At 42.2% G+C, this 17949-nt stretch carries 14 protein-coding genes and 1 tRNA gene; 10 read left to right on the top strand and 5 right to left on the bottom strand.

The features are described from left to right. Positions 1 to 4: 4 nt before the first annotated feature. Entirely contained in the window at positions 5 to 382 is a 378-nt protein-coding gene (gene secE / locus AUR67_RS20725) for a preprotein translocase subunit SecE (RefSeq protein ID WP_036971579.1), read from the bottom strand. A 132-nt stretch (positions 383 to 514) separates the two neighbouring features. Continuing rightward, a tRNA-Trp gene (locus tag AUR67_RS20720) sits at positions 515 to 591 on the bottom strand. A gap of 216 nt (positions 592 to 807) precedes the next feature. Here AUR67_RS20720 and AUR67_RS20715 point away from each other — a divergent pair. Together AUR67_RS20715 and AUR67_RS20710 are read left to right on the top strand one after the other, a co-directional pair. Next, positions 808 to 4692 carry a hybrid sensor histidine kinase/response regulator transcription factor gene (locus tag AUR67_RS20715; protein ID WP_235591867.1) on the top strand — a complete coding sequence of 1295 codons (3885 nt, stop codon included), beginning with the start codon at positions 808 to 810 and terminating at the stop codon, positions 4690 to 4692. Positions 4693 to 4817: 125 nt separating this feature from the next. Beyond that, the gene (locus AUR67_RS20710; protein ID WP_058586659.1) at positions 4818 to 5951 is read left to right on the top strand and encodes a CsgG/HfaB family protein; all 1134 of its coding nucleotides are present in this window, start codon (positions 4818 to 4820) and stop codon (positions 5949 to 5951) included. 40 nt (positions 5952 to 5991) lie between these two features. Here AUR67_RS20710 and AUR67_RS20705 read toward each other — a convergent pair whose 3' ends face one another. From AUR67_RS20705 to deoC, 3 genes are read right to left on the bottom strand one after another with little or no spacing between them, the layout of a single operon-like run. Beyond that, on the bottom strand, positions 5992 to 6840 hold the full coding sequence (locus AUR67_RS20705) for an SPFH domain-containing protein (RefSeq protein WP_054564005.1): 849 nt from the start codon (positions 6838 to 6840) through the stop codon (positions 5992 to 5994). 18 nt (positions 6841 to 6858) lie between these two features. Then, positions 6859 to 7359 (bottom strand): hypothetical protein, encoded by a 501-nt coding sequence (locus AUR67_RS20700; RefSeq protein WP_058586658.1) that lies wholly within the window; start codon positions 7357 to 7359, stop codon positions 6859 to 6861. Then, on the bottom strand, positions 7349 to 8092 hold the full coding sequence (gene deoC / locus AUR67_RS20695; protein ID WP_058586657.1) for a deoxyribose-phosphate aldolase: 744 nt from the start codon (positions 8090 to 8092) through the stop codon (positions 7349 to 7351). Before deoC ends, AUR67_RS20700 begins: the two co-directional genes overlap by 11 nt. Positions 8093 to 8363: 271 nt before the next feature. Here deoC and cysG point away from each other — a divergent pair, with 271 nt between their 5' ends. From cysG to AUR67_RS20655, 8 genes are all read left to right on the top strand, one after another. Beyond that, positions 8364 to 9785: a siroheme synthase CysG gene (gene cysG, locus AUR67_RS20690; RefSeq protein ID WP_058586665.1), complete on the top strand. Its 1422-nt coding sequence runs from the start codon at positions 8364 to 8366 to the stop codon at positions 9783 to 9785. Positions 9786 to 9820: 35 nt separating this feature from the next. Further along, a complete protein-coding gene (gene cysD, locus AUR67_RS20685) occupies positions 9821 to 10720 on the top strand; it encodes a sulfate adenylyltransferase subunit CysD (RefSeq protein ID WP_054564008.1) in 900 nt (299 codons plus the stop codon). Next, positions 10720 to 12144, top strand: a complete 1425-nt coding sequence (gene cysN / locus AUR67_RS20680) for a sulfate adenylyltransferase subunit CysN (RefSeq protein WP_058586656.1) — start codon at positions 10720 to 10722, stop codon at positions 12142 to 12144. The genes cysD and cysN overlap by 1 nt, the downstream gene beginning before the upstream one ends. Positions 12145 to 12176: 32 nt before the next feature. Then, complete coding sequence (locus tag AUR67_RS20675) at positions 12177 to 13904, top strand: SLC13 family permease (protein WP_058586655.1); 1728 nt, start codon at positions 12177 to 12179, stop codon at positions 13902 to 13904. A gap of 14 nt (positions 13905 to 13918) precedes the next feature. Further along, a complete protein-coding gene (gene cysC, locus AUR67_RS20670) occupies positions 13919 to 14515 on the top strand; it encodes an adenylyl-sulfate kinase (protein WP_058586654.1) in 597 nt (198 codons plus the stop codon). 3 nt (positions 14516 to 14518) lie between these two features. Further along, positions 14519 to 15289, top strand: a complete 771-nt coding sequence (gene cysQ / locus AUR67_RS20665; RefSeq protein WP_055199437.1) for a 3'(2'),5'-bisphosphate nucleotidase CysQ — start codon at positions 14519 to 14521, stop codon at positions 15287 to 15289. Positions 15290 to 15461: 172 nt separating this feature from the next. After that, positions 15462 to 15653 carry a hypothetical protein gene (locus tag AUR67_RS20660; RefSeq protein WP_058586653.1) on the top strand — a complete coding sequence of 64 codons (192 nt, stop codon included), beginning with the start codon at positions 15462 to 15464 and terminating at the stop codon, positions 15651 to 15653. Between the two features lie 153 nt (positions 15654 to 15806). Next, positions 15807 to 17069 (top strand): aromatic amino acid transport family protein, encoded by a 1263-nt coding sequence (locus AUR67_RS20655; RefSeq protein ID WP_058586652.1) that lies wholly within the window; start codon positions 15807 to 15809, stop codon positions 17067 to 17069. Positions 17070 to 17949: the final 880 nt, after the last annotated feature.

Here is a 17949-nt window from a genome sequence, read left to right as displayed (position 1 = left end):
GGGATTAGATCTCCAATCCAGTTAAAAAGCCTACTGCGCGGAATAAAATGCCATCTAATCCCCAAAGGATAAGCGCCATAATCACAGTTGCAACCATTACAATTAATGTCGTATGTGTTGTTTCTTGGCGAGTTGGCCACACAACTTTACGTACTTCGATACGTGCTTCTTTTGCAAACGCAAGAAAAGTACGACCTTTTTCAGTTAGTGAGGCAATGCCTAAACCAGCTGCAACAGCAACCACTACACCAATAGCACGTAATAATACAGATTGGTCTGCATACATGTGGTTACCAACGACTGCGCCTGCTAGTAGCGCAATTGCTACAATCCACTTTACTGAATCCATCGCACTTGATGGTGTTTCTACATTCGTGCTCATAATATTTTTACCTTAACTACAGACACAACAACCCTGCGCTCTGGCAGGGTTAATCCATTAAAATCTAAACTTAAAAACTGACTTGTTTAAACCGATTTTTAATTTCAGACTTAGCACACATTGTGTAAAAAGTGGCAGGGGCGGAGAGATTCGAACTCCCAACCGTCGGTTTTGGAGACCGCTGTTCTACCAATTGGAACTACGCCCCTGCAAAGTGGATGCCTATTATACTTACGCAATTCATTAACACAAGAGTAAAAGATACCCATTAGTTAAAATCTCATCAGTTCGTTTAAAAATCAATATTAACATTGATTAAAAAGCAGTTTATCATAAACCTATTACAGGAACATAAAACAACATGGATCAGTGTGCTGCTATTAAAATCCTCTTTTAATATTGTATTGTTATGCCTCATTTTGTTGATGGCTAATCAGGCTAGTGCCCGTTCCTTACACCTTAGCACTTTTAATAGTCAGCAGGGCCTGAGTCAAAATTCAATCACTTGCAGCATCACCGACCAGCAAGGCTTTTTATGGTTTGCCACGCAAGGTGGCTTAAATCGCTTTGATGGTTATGAATTTAAGCGTTTTAAAGCTAACAGCGATCATAAAAGCATTTCAGGAAACTGGATCACCGGCTGTGTTAAAGATAGTAAAAACCAGCTATGGTTTTCGACTGCAAGCAAAGGGCTTAATAGACTTAACCCTAAAACCGGTCTGTTTGATGTGTTTTCTACGCGCCATAACGGAAGCCTAAGTGATGATAAAATTTGGTCTATGGCGTTAGCTAAAGATGATGTTCTGTGGCTAGGCCACGAACACGGTAAGTTAACCCGTTTTGATGTATCAAATAATAGCTTTACACACTTTCACTATAAATCAGCGCAGCCACTGGTTCGAGACATTGTTATTACCAATGAACTAATTTGGCTTGCCACAGATAAAGGGCTTATTTCATTTGACCCAATCACTGAGCAATTTACTCAACATACTCAGATTTCCTTGCCGCTCTGGCATCTCAAGTTGCTTAATAACGAAAAGCTGCTTATTGGCGCTAAAAAAGGTCTTTATATATTAAATTTAGCTACGCAAAGTAGTGAAAAAATCGAACAGTTTAATGGAGCCTGGGTAACAGACAGCCTCGTTGACCAACAGCAAAACCTTTGGCTTACAAGCTATGGACAAGGTCTATACCTTTTACCTGCAGGTGCTGACTTAAAAGAGCAATTCACTCAATATCGCCATGACAAACAAAATTCCAATAGCTTAAGCAGCGACTACCTGCTTTCTCTTTTTCAAGACTCGCAAGGTGTTATTTGGCTAGGCACTGATGGCTATGGTGTGCACCGCTATGATCCTAAGCAGCAACAGTTCTCTCATCAATTGAAAACCTCTCAAGCAAATTCGTTAAGTCATAACTTTGTTCGTTCAATAGTTAAGAGAGCCAATGGTGAGGTATGGGTTGGCACCCGTGATGGACTCAACCGCAAAACAACGTCTGGTTATCAGCACTTTAAAAATGCCCTACCTAATAACAATATATTTGCCCTACACGAAGATGCTAACCAGCAATTATGGATTGGTACTTACGGTGGCGGTTTAATTATGTATCAAGACAGCCTTGATGAGTTTACAACTTTCACCATGCAAAGCCACCAGCTAGCCAGTGATCGTGTTTACGCAATTACCAGCGACAAAACAGGTGCACTTTGGCTAGGTAGTAACCAAGGCTTAACCCGCTTTGAACCAACCTCTGCCAAGGTGACTCACTATCAGCACAATGATGCGCAAAATAGCCTTGCCAATAACACCGTATTTACTTTGGCTTATGATAATGAAGAGCACGCACTATGGATTGGTACCCGAGCAGGGCTCAATAAACTCGATATCTCAACAGAGCAATTTAGTTTATTAGATGAGCAAAGTTCAAACGAGACAGGGCTTAGCCACAATATGGTTACCTCTTTATTACTCAGTGAAGACAGCATTTGGGCTGGCACTATGCAAGGCTTGAATGAGGTCAATAAACATACCCTCGAGGTGAAGCACATAACTGAGCAGCAAGGATTAGCTAACGACAACATTTTTGACATTCTTGCCGATAAACAAGGCATGCTTTGGCTTGCAACCAATGGCGGACTCACTCGCTATAACCCCAGCACACAGCAAATGCAGCAGTTTTTGCCTGAAGATGGTATTCAACACCAGTCATTTATACTGGGCGCGAGCTTTCAAGCTGACGATGGCGAATTATTTTTTGGGGGTATTAATGGCTACAATCATTTTTACCCTGAGCAACTAACCTTATCGCACCCCCCCCCTACTCCAGTGTTAACTGAGTTATTACTTAATAACCGAGCAATTAAAAGTAATCATTTTGATAAGCAAACCAATACGCTTGCTAGTGCAACTCAGACATTCTCGTTTTCAAAATCAGCGGGGGTTATCGGCTTTAAATTTAGTGCATTAAAAAATGGTGCGACTCCAAAACATTATCAATATGGCTACAAGCTAGCTGGCTTTGATGAGCAATTTTTATATACCGATGCATCCCTTAGGCAAATTAACTATCCGCAATTGCCTGCTGGTAACTACCAGTTATTGCTAAAAGCAAAAGATCAATATGGCCAATGGAGTGACAGTACACGGCTATTAGCGCTTACTGTTGTGCCTCCTTGGTGGCAAACTAAATTAGCCTACGGCATTTACTTTACGTTTGCTTTAGCACTGATTTGGCTTGTGTTAAATGCCTTGTACAAGCGCAAACTAGCAGAGCAAGAGAAGCAAACCGAAATTGAGTTAAACAAATTAAAAGATCAATTTTTAGATAACATTAGCCACGAACTCAAAACACCACTTAGCTTAATACTCGCTCCGATCAGTCAGTTACAGCGAAGCAATGCAGACTCTCAAGCTCAATCGCAACTAGCGAGTATCAAACGTAACGGCCAGCGCTTACTTGAGCTCATCAATCAACTTTTACAATTGAGTCAACGCCCAAGCACGGCAATTTACACTGTCAGCCCTTATGCTATTACACCATTTTTAACAGATTTAGTGGCGGATTTCAGGCCTCTGTATGAGCAAAAACAGCTGCAATTTAGCTTCACTGACACCACCACTACAGCACTTAAGATTAACCTTGCTCCTGAACATGCTCACTCGATTTTCAGTAACCTGATAAGCAATGCACTTAAGTACACCCCTTCAGGTGGCACTGTCGATATTCACCTTAGTGAAGTGCAACAAGCGTTACAGTTTAAAATTACTGATACCGGTGTGGGTATTGCCAGTGAGCATCAGCAGTCAATTTTTCAGCGCTTTACTCGCTTAGCGTCATCAGAACCAGGAAGTGGTATTGGCCTGAGCTTAGTAAAACAACTCGTTGAAAAGTATGGTGGCTCTATCAGTGTAAGCAGTAATATCGCTGAAGGTAGCTGCTTTACTGTGTCATTACCTGTGGTTGAAAGTGCTGATAAGCACATTAATAGTGCTACGCAAGTTCTTACCTCACAACAGACATTGCTAATTGTTGAAGATAATGAGGAAATGGCAGAGCTACTCCTTTCTTTATTTAATAACGAGTTTAACTGTATCTGTGCTGCTGATGGCCAGCAAGCTCTCGACCTTTGTCAGTCAGACCTGCCTGACCTCATTATCAGTGATGTGATGATGCCGAATATGGATGGCTATCAATTATTAGCAGCTCTTCGAGCAAACCCGGCCACCAGCCACATTCCGGTATTATTACTTTCAGCTAAAGCAGATACCCACAGCCGCTTAAAAGGGCTGGATTTATTAGCTGATGATTTTTTGAGTAAACCTTTTGAACCGACTCTACTAGTAAGCAGAGTAAAAGGATTGCTTAACCTGAGACAAATTTTAAACCAGCACCTAACAGCACAACTGGCAGCTCCTTTGAATAGTGATACAGCCGCTGTAACAGTACAAAATAAAGATTATTCCTTCACTGAAAAGCTTAAGCAGACAGTACAAGCACACTACCAAGATGAAAGCTTCTCGGTTGAGCAGCTAGCCTCTGCGTTATGTTTAAGCTCTCGAGCTCTGCAATTAAAAATGAAAGCCTTGTACTCACAAACGCCTTCTGATTATTTGCGTAATACTCGCTTAGAGTTTGCAAAAAAACAGCTAATCGATAGCGCGTTAGCAATTGGTCAAGTCGCAGAGCAAGCAGGTTTTAGTTCACAAAGCTATTTTGCACGAAGCTTTAAGAGCTATGTTGGTTTATCACCAAAACAGTATCGAGAAAAATATCAAAAACATGCCGAATTTCGCGTCAGTGAATAAAGTTTTCGCCTGAGTGCTATTAATAAAACACTGATTTTTATAGCTTATCCATACAAACGTCAATAACAACAAAGCCCATAGTGCGGCGTTATTTACTGCATGAGATATAAGTTAAGGAAAGTCATATGCTCACCAAAACACACAAAGCAATTTCGATTACGTTACTTGCTGCAGCACTGACTGCATGCCAGAGTACTTCGACAACCACCAGCAATAACAACAGCCCTGATATAAACGAAGTTGCACAGCAGCAATACAATGGACCTAAAGCTCGGATCGCTGTTGCCCGCTTTACTGATAAATCAAACGATTCACGTTGGTGGCGTAAAGAAATTGGTGAAGGAATGGCCGATCAACTCACAACGGCATTAGTTAGCACCAATCGCTTTATTGTTTTAGAGCGACAAGCACTTGATGCCGTATTATCAGAACAAGACCTTGCTGTGTCAGGCCGTGTGAGTGCAGCATCAGGAGCTGCGTATGGTGAAATAGAGGGAGCCGAAATTGTTGTGGTTGCTGCAGTCACAGAGTTTGATGATGACAACTCAGGCACTCGTGTCGGCAGTGGTGGCTTTATCGGCGATGTATTTAGCTCGGTATCGGCGGGTTTTTCAAGTTCTCACATGGCAATAGATTTACGCTTAATCGACACGCGTACTTCTCGTATTCTCGCAGCTACCAGTGTTGAGGGTGGCAGTAAAGATTTTGACTTTACATCAGCAGCAACCAATTTTGGTGGCGCACTCGTTGGTGGTAACTTAAGTAGCTGGTCAAACACACCAAAAGAAAAAGCACTGCGCGAAGTGATCGTAAAAGCCGTTGAGTTTTTAGAATCAAAAGTGCCAACAACTTATTATCGCTATAATAGCGATAACACCATTGCAGCAGGCCATACAGCCCCTGCACCACTAAAAGTAACCGCTGCTGCAGCTCCTGCTAAAAAGCCAGTTGCATCGGTTAGTGTTCCTACTCACAGAATGCCTTACTACGAAAAAACAGACTTAGCGATGTCACGACTAAACTTGGTTTGTTTGGGTTATTTGAAAAGGCAGCCTCACTACGAAGAATATGAAATAGAAGACGTAGAGTACGATGAAGCAACGGTGATTGCGCTCACTGAGTATCAGCAAGAAAAACAGCTGAAAGTGACAGGCCTTGCTGATGAGACAACTAAGAAGTCTCTTGATGATTCAGGGTGTATTGCCAAAACGAACAAATCAAGTTTAGAAAGCTTTGGCAGTATGTTTAAATTTAACTAAGCAAACTAACAGCCAGTGCCCGCACTGGCTGTTTAAAACCTTAGTTTGTACCTTTCACCAGTGGTACACCATTATTACCAACAGGAATATAAACTGTTGTATGGTTAGGTGACTCAGCCATCTTTAACTGCGCATTAATAGCTTCATGTTGTAGATAATTTGGCGTCAAAGTGGCATTAATAATTTTTTGCGCCTGTGCAATACCTTTCGCTTCTTCTACACGTATCTCAGCATCTTTTCGTGCAATTTCTTTTTGCGTTTCTTTTTCAGACAGTAATTGTTGTGCAGCCAACTTTTTCTCAACAGCATTAGCAACAATAGCCGGATAGTTAATATTTCCCACTACGACATTGGCGAGCTTAAATGGCGTTGGTTCTAAATACGCTTTTAACCGGGCTGTTACTTCTGCAGCTATTTTCTCGCGATTAGTTTTTAACACACCACTATCGTATTGCTGCACTATATCACGCACATAAGTTCTAAATGTTTCACGAACAAATCGCGGATACCAATCTTCACCACCGTATTGCTCAACCACCGCTCTGACAGAGCCGCTTTCTATTGAAATGACCGCATGAAAATCAAAACTAATGTTTAAGTCATCGTTAGCTAAGATTTTAAATGCTTCAGTATACGTATTCGGGCGCATATCAATATTAATCACCTGATTACGCCAAAGTGACATGCCGTAGTTAGCTGGGCCAATCATAGTGCCTTGATAGCCGCCTTCGCCAAACACGCGCGGCTTTTCAAATACGTAACCCTCTTCACCTGCTGGTGTACTTGGGTTAGTACACGCAGTGAGCGATACAGCCACTAAACCTGCTAATGCTAAACTTGGAAAAACACTCGATAGAAGTGTTTGCGTCCCTGAACGTTTAAATTTCATTGTTGTTATCTCATTCCATTATAAAATTTGTAATAACTCACCACGATAAAAATCACATAACAACCAAATTTGTTGAAATGGATGGTGCTTAGGCACATCAAGGTGAGTAAGTACTGACTTAAAATCATCAAGATGCCATATAGTACTGGCATTTCGAATTAATAACCAAGGCTGAGTAGACTCGTAGTGTTTCTTAGCTTTTTGTGCCAGCAAGCGATGCAAAGCACAGTGCAGACGCTCGTTACTCGGTGCTAAAGCCATTTCAGCGAGATCTCGTTGCATTGAGATAGACAGCGGCCTACCTAGCACCGCCATTGCTTCTGTTTCGCTGGCATATAAATGTGCGACTTCAATATCAAGCCGTTCATCACCTTTATAACAACTCACGTCTGGTTTGCTCGGCGTGTTATGCCAAATATTACGCATACTTACGCCAAACTGCTTTTCGTAACAGCGCAAAAACAACTTTGCAGCGCCATGCTCCAGCGCTATTTTCTCTTGTTCACTTTCACGATTCATTTAATGTTGCATACACATCTTTTAATAACCCAGAAGCGCCAAAACGAAATAGCTCAGGTTGTAAATACGCTTCACCCATAATTGACTCAGCTAGGGCTAAATACTCAGCAGCATCGGTGACTGTTCTGACCCCGCCTGCCGCCTTAAAACCAACCTTTTTGCCACTCGCTTTTATGCTGTTCAACATGATGCCTGTTGCAGCTAGCGTTGCATTAACAGCCACTTTACCTGTACTGGTTTTAACAAAGTCAGCGCCGCCATCAATTGCCAGCTTTGTTGCTGTCGCAATGAGGTCATCGCTTAATTCGCCACTTTCGATAATGACTTTAAGCTGCGCTTGAGTACCACATGCCTCTTTTGACGCTTTGACATACTCTAAAACTTTGCGCTCATCACCACCAATAAGCGCTTTGTAGGGGATCACTAAATCAATTTCATCAGCGCCGCGCTCAATGGCAAATAAAGTTTCATTTAACACTTGCTCTAGCGGCTCATCCCCACTAGGAAAGTTAGTGACTGTCGCCACTTTGACTTGCTGAAGTTCGCGCTCAGCGAGAGCAAGCTTTGCGTCGCTTACAAACTGGCTATACACACAGACCGCTGCGGGAATGCCTAACTTAGGCTCAATACTGGCAACCAAGTTATTAATGGTTTCTGTTGTGTCGCTGTCATTCAGAGTTGTTAAGTCCATCAGTGCCACCGCTTGGGCAGCGCTTGTTTGCATTTTAGTCATAGCTCTTATATTTGTGTTGCCATATTAGTGACCTATAGTAGCAAATTTTTATCATTCGGCTATAAATCATAACTAATCACCATAAGGCTGCTTATTTACTTGTAACTCGCCGCAATCCCTTGTTAACTAAGTCTTAAGCCAAAACAAACCACCTGGTATAACTTTTAGTTATATAAACTTGGTTTTAATTATTTTTTACTTTTTTTAGAGCACTATATTCTGCTTGCCTGCAATAAGCAGTTTCTTGATGTGTTTTAGGGGTGAGAACAAAGTGCAATATTTACCAATCTTTACCAAATTAGACGACAAACCTGTGCTGGTAGTCGGCGGTGGAGATGTCGCATTACGCAAATGCCGTGCGTTTTTAAAAGCGCGTGCTCATGTGACGCTAGTCGCCCCTGAATTTTGTGATGAACTTCGAGAACTTGCTGAGAAAGGTGATGTAACACTCATTAACGACTTTTTCAAAGAACAGTATTTAGATCAGCAAATGCTGGTAATCGCTGCAACTGATATAGACAGCGTTAACAAAGATGTGTTCGAACTTGCTAATGCGCGCAATATTTTCGTTAACGTGGTGGATGATCAACCTAAGTGCAGCTTTATTTTTCCATCAATTGTTGACCGTGATCCAATCACAATTGCAATTTCAAGCGCAGGCACAGCGCCAGTATTAGCACGTCGTTTACGCGAAAAACTCGAAACGCTTATTCCACAGCATATTGGTCCACTTGCAACGTTAGTTGGTAGCTTTCGTGACAAAGTAAAACAACGCTTTAAACACTTTGCTGACCGCCGCCAGTTTTGGGAAGGCGTATTTGATTCATCAGTTGTAAGCAAAGTCCAAACGGGTAATACCGACGCTGCCACAGCGCAGTTAGAGCAATTGTTAGATGCAAAGCCAGAACCTGAAGGCGAAGTGTATGTTGTAGGTGCAGGCCCAGGTGACCCAGAGCTATTAACCTTAAAAGCACTGCAGTTAATGCAACAAGCCGATGTAGTTGTATATGACTACTTAGTTTCTGATGAAATTATGGATTTAGTTCGCCGTGATGCCGACCTAGTTTGCGTAGGTAAAAGGTTAGGCGATCACAGTGTGGCGCAAGAAGATACCAATCAGATGTTGGTCGATTTTGCCAAGCAAGGCAAAAAAGTTTGCCGTATTAAAGGTGGCGACCCGTTTATTTATGGTCGCGGTGGTGAAGAAGTACAAGTGCTAGCTGCTAACAAAGTCCGTTACCAAATCGTACCGGGTATTACTGCTGCTGCAGGTTGTAGTGCTTATGCTGGTATTCCTCTTACTCACAGAGATCACGCTCAAGCCATTCAGTTTGTAACGGGTCACTGTAAAAAAGATGGTCAAGAATTAGATTGGCAGTCACTTGCCAAGCCAAATCAGACCTTAGCGATTTATATGGGAGTGATTAAATCACCGCATATTCAAGCACAACTATTAAAACATGGCCGCGGTGCAGATACCCCCGTTGCCATTATCGAAAACGGCACACGTAAAGAACAACGTGTGGTTACAGGGCAATTAGGTGAGCTAGCCGACTTAATTTCGCGTCATAGCATTATTTCACCCGCCTTATTAATTATTGGCGAAGTTGCATCATTGCATCATCAGCTTGCATGGTTTGGTCAAACAGAACAAACCAGCAGCTTTGCCCAGCCAATTACTGGCGTAGCTTAATTTAACTTTTAATCATTTTAGTAGGACGACTAACAATGGCTTTAACACACCTTCAGCAATTAGAAGCTGAAAGTATCAAAATCATGCGCGAAGTTGCTGCTGAGTTTGAAAACCCGGTGATGCTTTACTCAATTGGTAAAGATTCATCAGTGTTATTACACTTAGCGCGTAAAGCGTTTTATCCAGCAAAGATCCCATTTCCACTTTTACACGTTGATACCAACTGGAAGTTTAAGGAAATGATCGAGTTTCGTGACCGCCTAGCTAAAGAGTATGGCTTTGATTTAATCGTCCACAAAAATCCTGAAGGGTTAGAGATTGATATCAATCCATTTGTACACGGCTCTGCAAAGCACACCGACATCATGAAAACGCAAGGCTTAAAGCAAGCGTTAGATAAATACGGCTTTGATGCTGCGTTTGGTGGGGCACGCCGTGACGAAGAGAAATCACGTGCTAAAGAGCGTGTTTACTCATTCCGTGACAAACACCACAGATGGGATCCAAAAAATCAACGTCCAGAGCTTTGGAATACGTACAACAGCCAAGTTAACCCAGGTGAAAGCATTCGTGTATTCCCGTTATCTAACTGGACTGAACTTGATATTTGGCAGTATATCTACCAAGAAAACATTGAAATGGTTCCACTTTACCTTGCTAAAGAACGCCCAGTCGTTGAGCGTAACGGCACGCTAATCATGGTTGATGACGAGCGTATGCCATTAGAAGAAGGTGAAGTACCACAAATGAAATCTGTCCGTTTCCGTACCCTTGGTTGTTACCCACTAACAGGTGCTGTGGAATCAAATGCAGGTACCTTAACTGAAATTATTGAAGAGATGCTGCTTTCAACCTCTTCTGAGCGTGAAGGCCGCGTGATTGATCACGACTCTGCTGGTTCAATGGAAAAGAAAAAACGTGAGGGCTATTTCTAATGTCTAAAACAAACGACACGATTAATGAAGTAAGAGAGTTAGGTATCGACGCCTACCTTGCTCGCCAACAAGACAAAAGCCTTTTACGCATGCTGACCTGTGGTAGTGTGGATGACGGTAAATCAACGCTGATTGGCCGCCTTTTACACGACAGTCACCAAATTTATGAAGACCAACTTGCAGCCCTGCATAAAGACAATGAAAAAGTCGGTAATGCCGGTGAAGAGCTTGATTTAGCACTCCTTGTAGATGGTCTTCAAGCTGAACGTGAGCAAGGTATTACCATTGACGTTGCTTATCGTTACTTCTCAACAGCAAAACGTAAGTTCATTATTGCTGATACACCAGGACATGAGCAGTACACGCGTAACATGGTAACCGGTGCATCAACCAGTGATGTGGCGATTATCTTAGTTGACGCTCGTTACGGCGTACAAGTACAAACTAAGCGTCATAGCTTTATCTGTGACTCATTAGGTATTAAGCAGTTTGTTGTTGCTATCAATAAGATGGATATCGTCGATTTCGATGAAACCGTGTATGAGAAAATCAAAGCGGATTACCTTAAGTTTGCAGAGCAACTAAACGTTACTAATATCAAGTTTGTGCCTATGTCAGCGCTTAAAGGTGACAACGTAGTTACACGATCAGAGCACACACCTTACTACACTGATAAACCACTACTTGAGTTACTTGAAGACTCGCCAGCTGCTGAACTTGATAACGGTTTTGAAGCGCGTCTTCCGGTACAATATGTGGTGCGTCCTAACTTAGACTTCCGAGGCTTCCAAGGCACTCTTACGTCTGGCAAGTTCAGCGTTGGTGATGCGGTAAAAGTATTACCATCAGGTAAAAGCTCAAGCATCAAAGAAATTGTGACTTTCGATGGTAGCTTAGATACAGCACAAGCAGGTCAAGCAATCACTTTAACGTTAAACGACGAAATTGATATCAGCCGTGGCGATGTGATTGTGCCAGCCACTTCAAAAGGCGCTGTTACAAACCGTATTCAAGCTAAATTAGTATGGATGCATGAAGCGCCGCTTGTATTAGGTAAAAGCTACAACTTTAAGCTAGGCAGCAAAAATACCTCGGCAGTGGTAAGAAAAATCGATCACACGATTGATGTAAATACCCTTGAGCATGGTCAAGCAGACTCATTACAACTTAACGAAATTGCGATTGTAACCTTAGAGCTTACAGAAACAATTTTGGCTGATGAGTACCACAACAACCATGAAACAGGTGCGTTTATCCTAATTGACCGCCTATCAAACCTAACCGTTGCGGCAGGTATGATTGAGCAATTACTTAGCACTGAAGAACAACAAAGTAGCTTTAGCGACTTTGAAGTTGAATTTAATGCTTTAGTACGCAAGCACTTCCCTCATTGGCAAGCGCTTGATATAACTAAGCTTAAATAATCACTATTCGCCTGTTATAGGAAGTAAAAAGCATGTATCAACAGCTGGTATTAACAGGCATTATGCTGGTATTAGTGGGGTGCCTTTTTGGCACTCGGCTAAAACCTGCATGGTTATTTGTCGGCGCCATTGGTATTAGTTATTTAGCAGGGCTAATAAGCCTTGAAGATATGCTAATTAACTATGCAAACCCTTCTTTAATCACCCTTATTCTACTTGTACTCGTTTCGATAGCTGTAGAAAAAACCACGTTAGTACAAAAACTTGCTCAGTCTCTTTCGAAAGGCAGCCTGACAAGTTCGGTGACCAAGCTTGGTTTATCAACCGCCTTTTTATCATCATTTACCAATAATACTGCGGTAGTGGCATCACTGATTAGCTCGATAAAAGAAAGCCCGACACATTCACCGTCTAAGCTTTTATTGCCTTTATCGTACACTGCTATTTTAGGTGGCACGATCACCCTGATTGGTACTTCAACCAATTTAATTGTTAATGGCTTTGCCGTTGAAGCGGGCATGGAGCCACTTGGTTTTTTTGATTTTACTTTGATTGGTTTAGGCGCATTGAGCGTCGGCCTTATCACTATTTTAGTGATGCTCAGGTATTTACCAGACAACGGTAAAAATAACCAAGAAGTTGTCCCTTTTTACCTTGAAGGTAAAGTAGAAACCGGCTCAAAGCTAATTGGTAAAAGTGTTGAGGAAAATGGCCTTCGTGAATTAAAAGACTTATTCTTAGCTGAAATTATTCGTGGTGATAAACGTATTTGCGCAGTTACGCCAAAACAAGTTATCAAAGAAGGTGACGTGCTACTTTTTGTAGGTGATATAAAGTCAGTGCCTCTGCTAACCCGATTTGATGGCTTAAAAGTTGTTCACGATAAACATGAGAAAGACGTTGAACATCTAGTTGAAGTCGTTGTTAGCCATTCTTCAAAATACATTGGTAAAACAATTAAAGAAGTTCGCTTTCGTGAACAATTTCATGCAGCCGTTATTGCTATTCGCCGCGGCCATGACCGTTTACAAGGCGGCTTAGGTAAAGTTCAATTGCAAGCGGGTGATTCATTGATCCTTGCGCCTGGCAAAGAGTTTTACTCGTTACCTAATTTAAAACGTGAGTTCGTTTATATATCAGGCCTTGATTTACAAACCCATTTAAAACCTAAGCAATCAAATATTGTGTTAGCAAGTTTTGCAGCCGTATTGGGGTTAAGTATTGTTGGCCTAGTACCATTAGTAAAAGGCCTACTCGTTCTTCTTATCGGCTTTATGCTAACGGGCACAATCAAGCTAAGTGAAGTAAAACGTCGTTTTCCGATTGAGTTACTCGCAGTGGTGGGTAGTGCTATTGGCCTTGCCAAACTCATGATAGGCACAGGCCTTGCCGGTGAAATTTCATCAGCCATGTTATACGTATTAGGTGATTTTGGGCCTTACGGGGCATTTATCGCAATATTTTTAATGACGGTTTTATTTACCGAACTCATTACCAATAATGCCGCTGCCGCGCTTTCATTTCCGGTAGCGTATGCACTCGCCGTTGGTTTTGATGTATCACCTTTGCCTTTTATTATGGCTGTCGCATTTGGTGCATCAGCTAGCTTCATTTCGCCATTTGGTTATCAAACTAACTTGATGGTTTACAGTGCGGGAAATTACCGCCTTAAAGATTACATTGCCATGGGCTTACCTTTATCGATTATTTACTCGATTACAGTATTAATACTTATACCACTGGTATTCCCATTTCAATAACGAGAGTAAAGACAATGGATGAAAATATCGTTTGGCATAATTACGCTATTAGTAAATCACAGCGTAGTGAGCAAAAAAAACATAAGCCAACCATTCTATGGTTCACTGGCTTTTCAGGTTCAGGCAAAAGCACAGTTGCTAATGCTCTAGAAAGCGCATTAAACCAGTTAGGCGTTCACACCTACCTGCTAGATGGTGACAACGTGCGTCATGGCTTGTGCAAAGATCTTGGCTTTACTGATGAAGACCGCGTGGAAAACATTCGCCGTGTTGGTGAAACTGCAAAACTAATGGTCGATGCCGGTCTGGTGGTATTAACCGCATTTATTTCGCCATTCCAAAGCGAACGCGATATGGTAAGAAACTTAGTAGAGGATGGTGAGTTTATTGAGGTATTTTTAGATACCCCGCTCGACGTGTGTGAGACCCGAGATCCTAAAGGGCTGTATAAAAAAGCACGAGCAGGTGAAATAAAGCACTTCACTGGTATCGACTCAGACTATCAAATCCCTACATCGCCAGAAATTAAAATCGACACCAGTAAAAACACCCTAGACCAATCGGTGCAAGAGCTGGTAGCGTATTTAAAACAACAGCAAATTATAGGTTAAGTCATGAATCAAACGGAACTGCTAGAAGAAATCTTACTCCTCGCACGCCAAGCCGGCAGTGCAATAATGGGGATTTACGAAAAGGACTTTAATGTTGAGTACAAAGCTGATGAAAGCCCAGTGACCGACGCCGACCTAGCAGCTCACAAAGTGATTGTGAATGGCTTACAACATCTCACCCCTGATGTACCAATTCTAAGCGAAGAAAGCGCTGATATTAGCTGGGATATTCGTCAAACTTGGCACCGCTACTGGTTAGTAGACCCAATTGATGGCACCAAAGAGTTCATCAAAAAGAATGGCGAGTTTACAGTGAACATTGCCTTGATTGAAAAAGGTAAACCAGTATTAGCTGTTGTCGATGCACCGGCACTAGGTGTGTCGTATATTGCCGCAGAGGCAATTGGTGCCTTTAAAGATAAAGGTGATGAGCGCATTGAACTTAAGGTAACTCGTAAGCCAAATAAAGGGCTTATCCGTGTTGTCGGCAGTCGTTCACACCCTTCTCCAGATTTAGCTGAATTCGTAAAACAGTTTGAAGATGTAGAAATGGTTTCAAAGGGCAGCTCGCTAAAACTTTGTCTGGTTGCCGAAGGGAGTGCAGATATATACCCACGCCTTGGCCCAACCTGTGAGTGGGATACCGGAGCTGGCCATGCGATTGCCGAAATAGCAGGAGCAACGGTTAGCAAACTCGATGGCAGCCCACTACTGTATAACAGTAAAGAAGAGTATCTGAATCCGTTTTTTGTCGTATCGGCATTACAGAACTAAAAGCGTTCCGTTAAATATCGTAGGCTGGGTAGAGCGTAGCGAAACCCAGCATCTATCCTGTCATCTTAACTCTAGCCCCTTTAATACTCCTTATTTTACAATCAGTTTAACCTAGCCAATAAGCCTTTGTTCCTATAGTATTTTGCTCTCTCAAACTATTAAAGGAATAACCATGACGACTGTTGAAAAAGCAATTGAAGCCGGCTACGAGGCCCAAATTAGCGCACTTTATAAAGCCCTTTCGCAAGGGGTGCTTGCCGCTAATGGCGATGAAAGCGAAATCACTGCAGCTGAGGCACGTTTTAAGAAAGGTTTAGCATTTGCCGCAGACATTAAATCTCGCGCACTTGCAGCAGCAGAATAAATACCACAACTGGGCTTTCTAAATAAGCCCAGCTATCTTCCTTTGTAAGTCTCTCCTTACAGCATAGTTATCTAAATACAACGCTAAAACATGCATTCTTAATCGCTTTTCTATATGCTGCGCGACAATTATTATTCTAATAGTGGAGTGCTAATGAACACACATCAAGATGCTATGCCGTATGATGCATCGACAACAAGTAGTAACTCAAAATGGAACCTTCATGACACCCAATGGGTATTAAGTTTATTTGGCACCGCAGTCGGTGCAGGGATCTTATTCTTACCAATTAATATCGGTATCGGCGGATTTTGGCCTTTGATTATCATGGCATGCCTTGCCTTTCCGATGACTTACTTAGCTCACAGAGGCTTAGCCCGCTTTGTTTTATCATCAAAAAAGCCTGAAGCAGACTTTACCGATGTTGTAGAAGAACACTTTGGCATTAATGCAGGGCGCTTAATATCTTTACTGTATTTTCTCTCTATCTTCCCTATTTTACTTATTTATGGTGTTGGATTAACCAATACTGTTGATAGCTTTATCGTTAATCAATTAGGTATGGAATCTCCACCACGCGTACTGTTATCTGGTGTGCTCGTTGGCGGTATGATCAGCTTAATGCTAGGTGGTGAAGCACTGATGTTACGTGCCTTTTCAATCCTTGTTTATCCGCTTGTCGCCATCTTGTTTTTCTTATCGATTTACTTGATCCCAAGTTGGCAAATGCCAGATGTTACAGTCCCTGAGTTTTCTGGCTTCATGAAAACACTTTGGTTATCAATACCTATCATCGTATTCTCATTTAGCCACGCAGCTGCGATATCAAGCTTTGTACATGTACAGCGTGCACACTATGGCAACAATGCTAAAATGAAGTCAGAAGCAATTCTGAAGCGTACCAGCTTATTATTAATCGTGTTTGTTTTACTGTTTGTATTCTCGTGTGTGCTGTCACTATCTACTGAACAAATGGTACAAGCAAAAGCTGATAACGTGTCTATTTTGTCATTCCTTGCCAATATCACTGATAACTCATTTATTGCGACCTTAGGGCCATTAGTTGCCTTTATTGCAATTACCTCATCGTTCTTAGGTCACTTCTTAGGTGCTCGTGAAAGCTTCAATGGCCTTGTTAGTAAACAAGCCCATATGAACCCTAAACTTGTTGATAAAATTGGCACCGTTATCATGTTCTTCGCTATTTGGTATTGCTCAGTGATCAACCCAAGTATTTTAGACATGATGGATCAGCTATCAGGCCCTATCATCGCCATGATCCTTTTCATCATGCCAATGATTGCCGTTTATAAAGTACCTAGCTTACACAAATACAGAAATCGCTTAAGCACACTGTTCGTATTAACAGTTGGCTCTCTAGCCGTATTTGCGCTTATCTACAGCATGATTAAGTAGTCTCATCATTGCTAGGTATAGAAGCCCAGCCGGGAAACCGGCTGGGCTTTTTTGTTCCTTAGATGTGAGAGTGAAGTTAGAAAGGGGAAAGTTGAAAGAGTAAAGTTTGGAAGTCTGGCGTAGGTTGGGTAGAGCGGAGTGAAACCCAACACTTCACAGAGCTATCAGCTTTCAGCCGTCAGCTATCAGTCGCGCGGTGGGGTTGTTTTGTGCTGCGTCTCCCTCTGCTCTAGGTTCTAGGTTCTAGGTTCTAGGTTCTAGGTTCTAGGTTCTAGGTTCTAGGTTCTAGGTTCTAGGTTCTAGGCAAAGTGTACTTGTAGGAATGGCTTCAGCCGTGAATGTGTTTGTTATGGTCTAGATTCGGCACTGAAGTGCCTCCTACGGGGGGGGTTGCTGAGGGTGACTCAGTTACCTAACAACCCAACAGTTCAACTTTACCCTTGCTAACTTGCAGCTCGCTAACTCATGTTGGGTTTCGCTTCGCTCTACCCAACCTACCTGGAGGATGAACAGGGTGAGCTTAGAATGACTCTGTACTAAACAACCACACAGTTCAACTTTACCCTTGCTAACTTGTAACTCGCTAACTCGTTGGGTTTCGCTGCGCTCTACCCAACCTACGCGAAAAGTGAGCAGGGTGAATGCTGAGGGTGACACTGTACTAAACAACCAAACAGTTCAACTTTACTCTTGCTAACTTGCAGCTCGCTAACTCATGTTGGGTTTCGCTCCGCTCTACCCAACCTACCTCAAGAATGAATAGGGCACGTTATGTGGTTAGCTCTAAATGCAAAAAAAGCCCGACTCTTTCGAATCGGGCTTTCTTTAATTTGGAGCCTGGCGATGACCTACTTTCACATAGCAGCTGCTACACTATCAT

Source organism: Pseudoalteromonas sp. XI10 (assembly GCF_001469895.1).
GTDB lineage: Bacteria > Pseudomonadota > Gammaproteobacteria > Enterobacterales > Alteromonadaceae > Pseudoalteromonas.
This window is presented reverse-complemented; position numbering and strand designations above follow the sequence as displayed.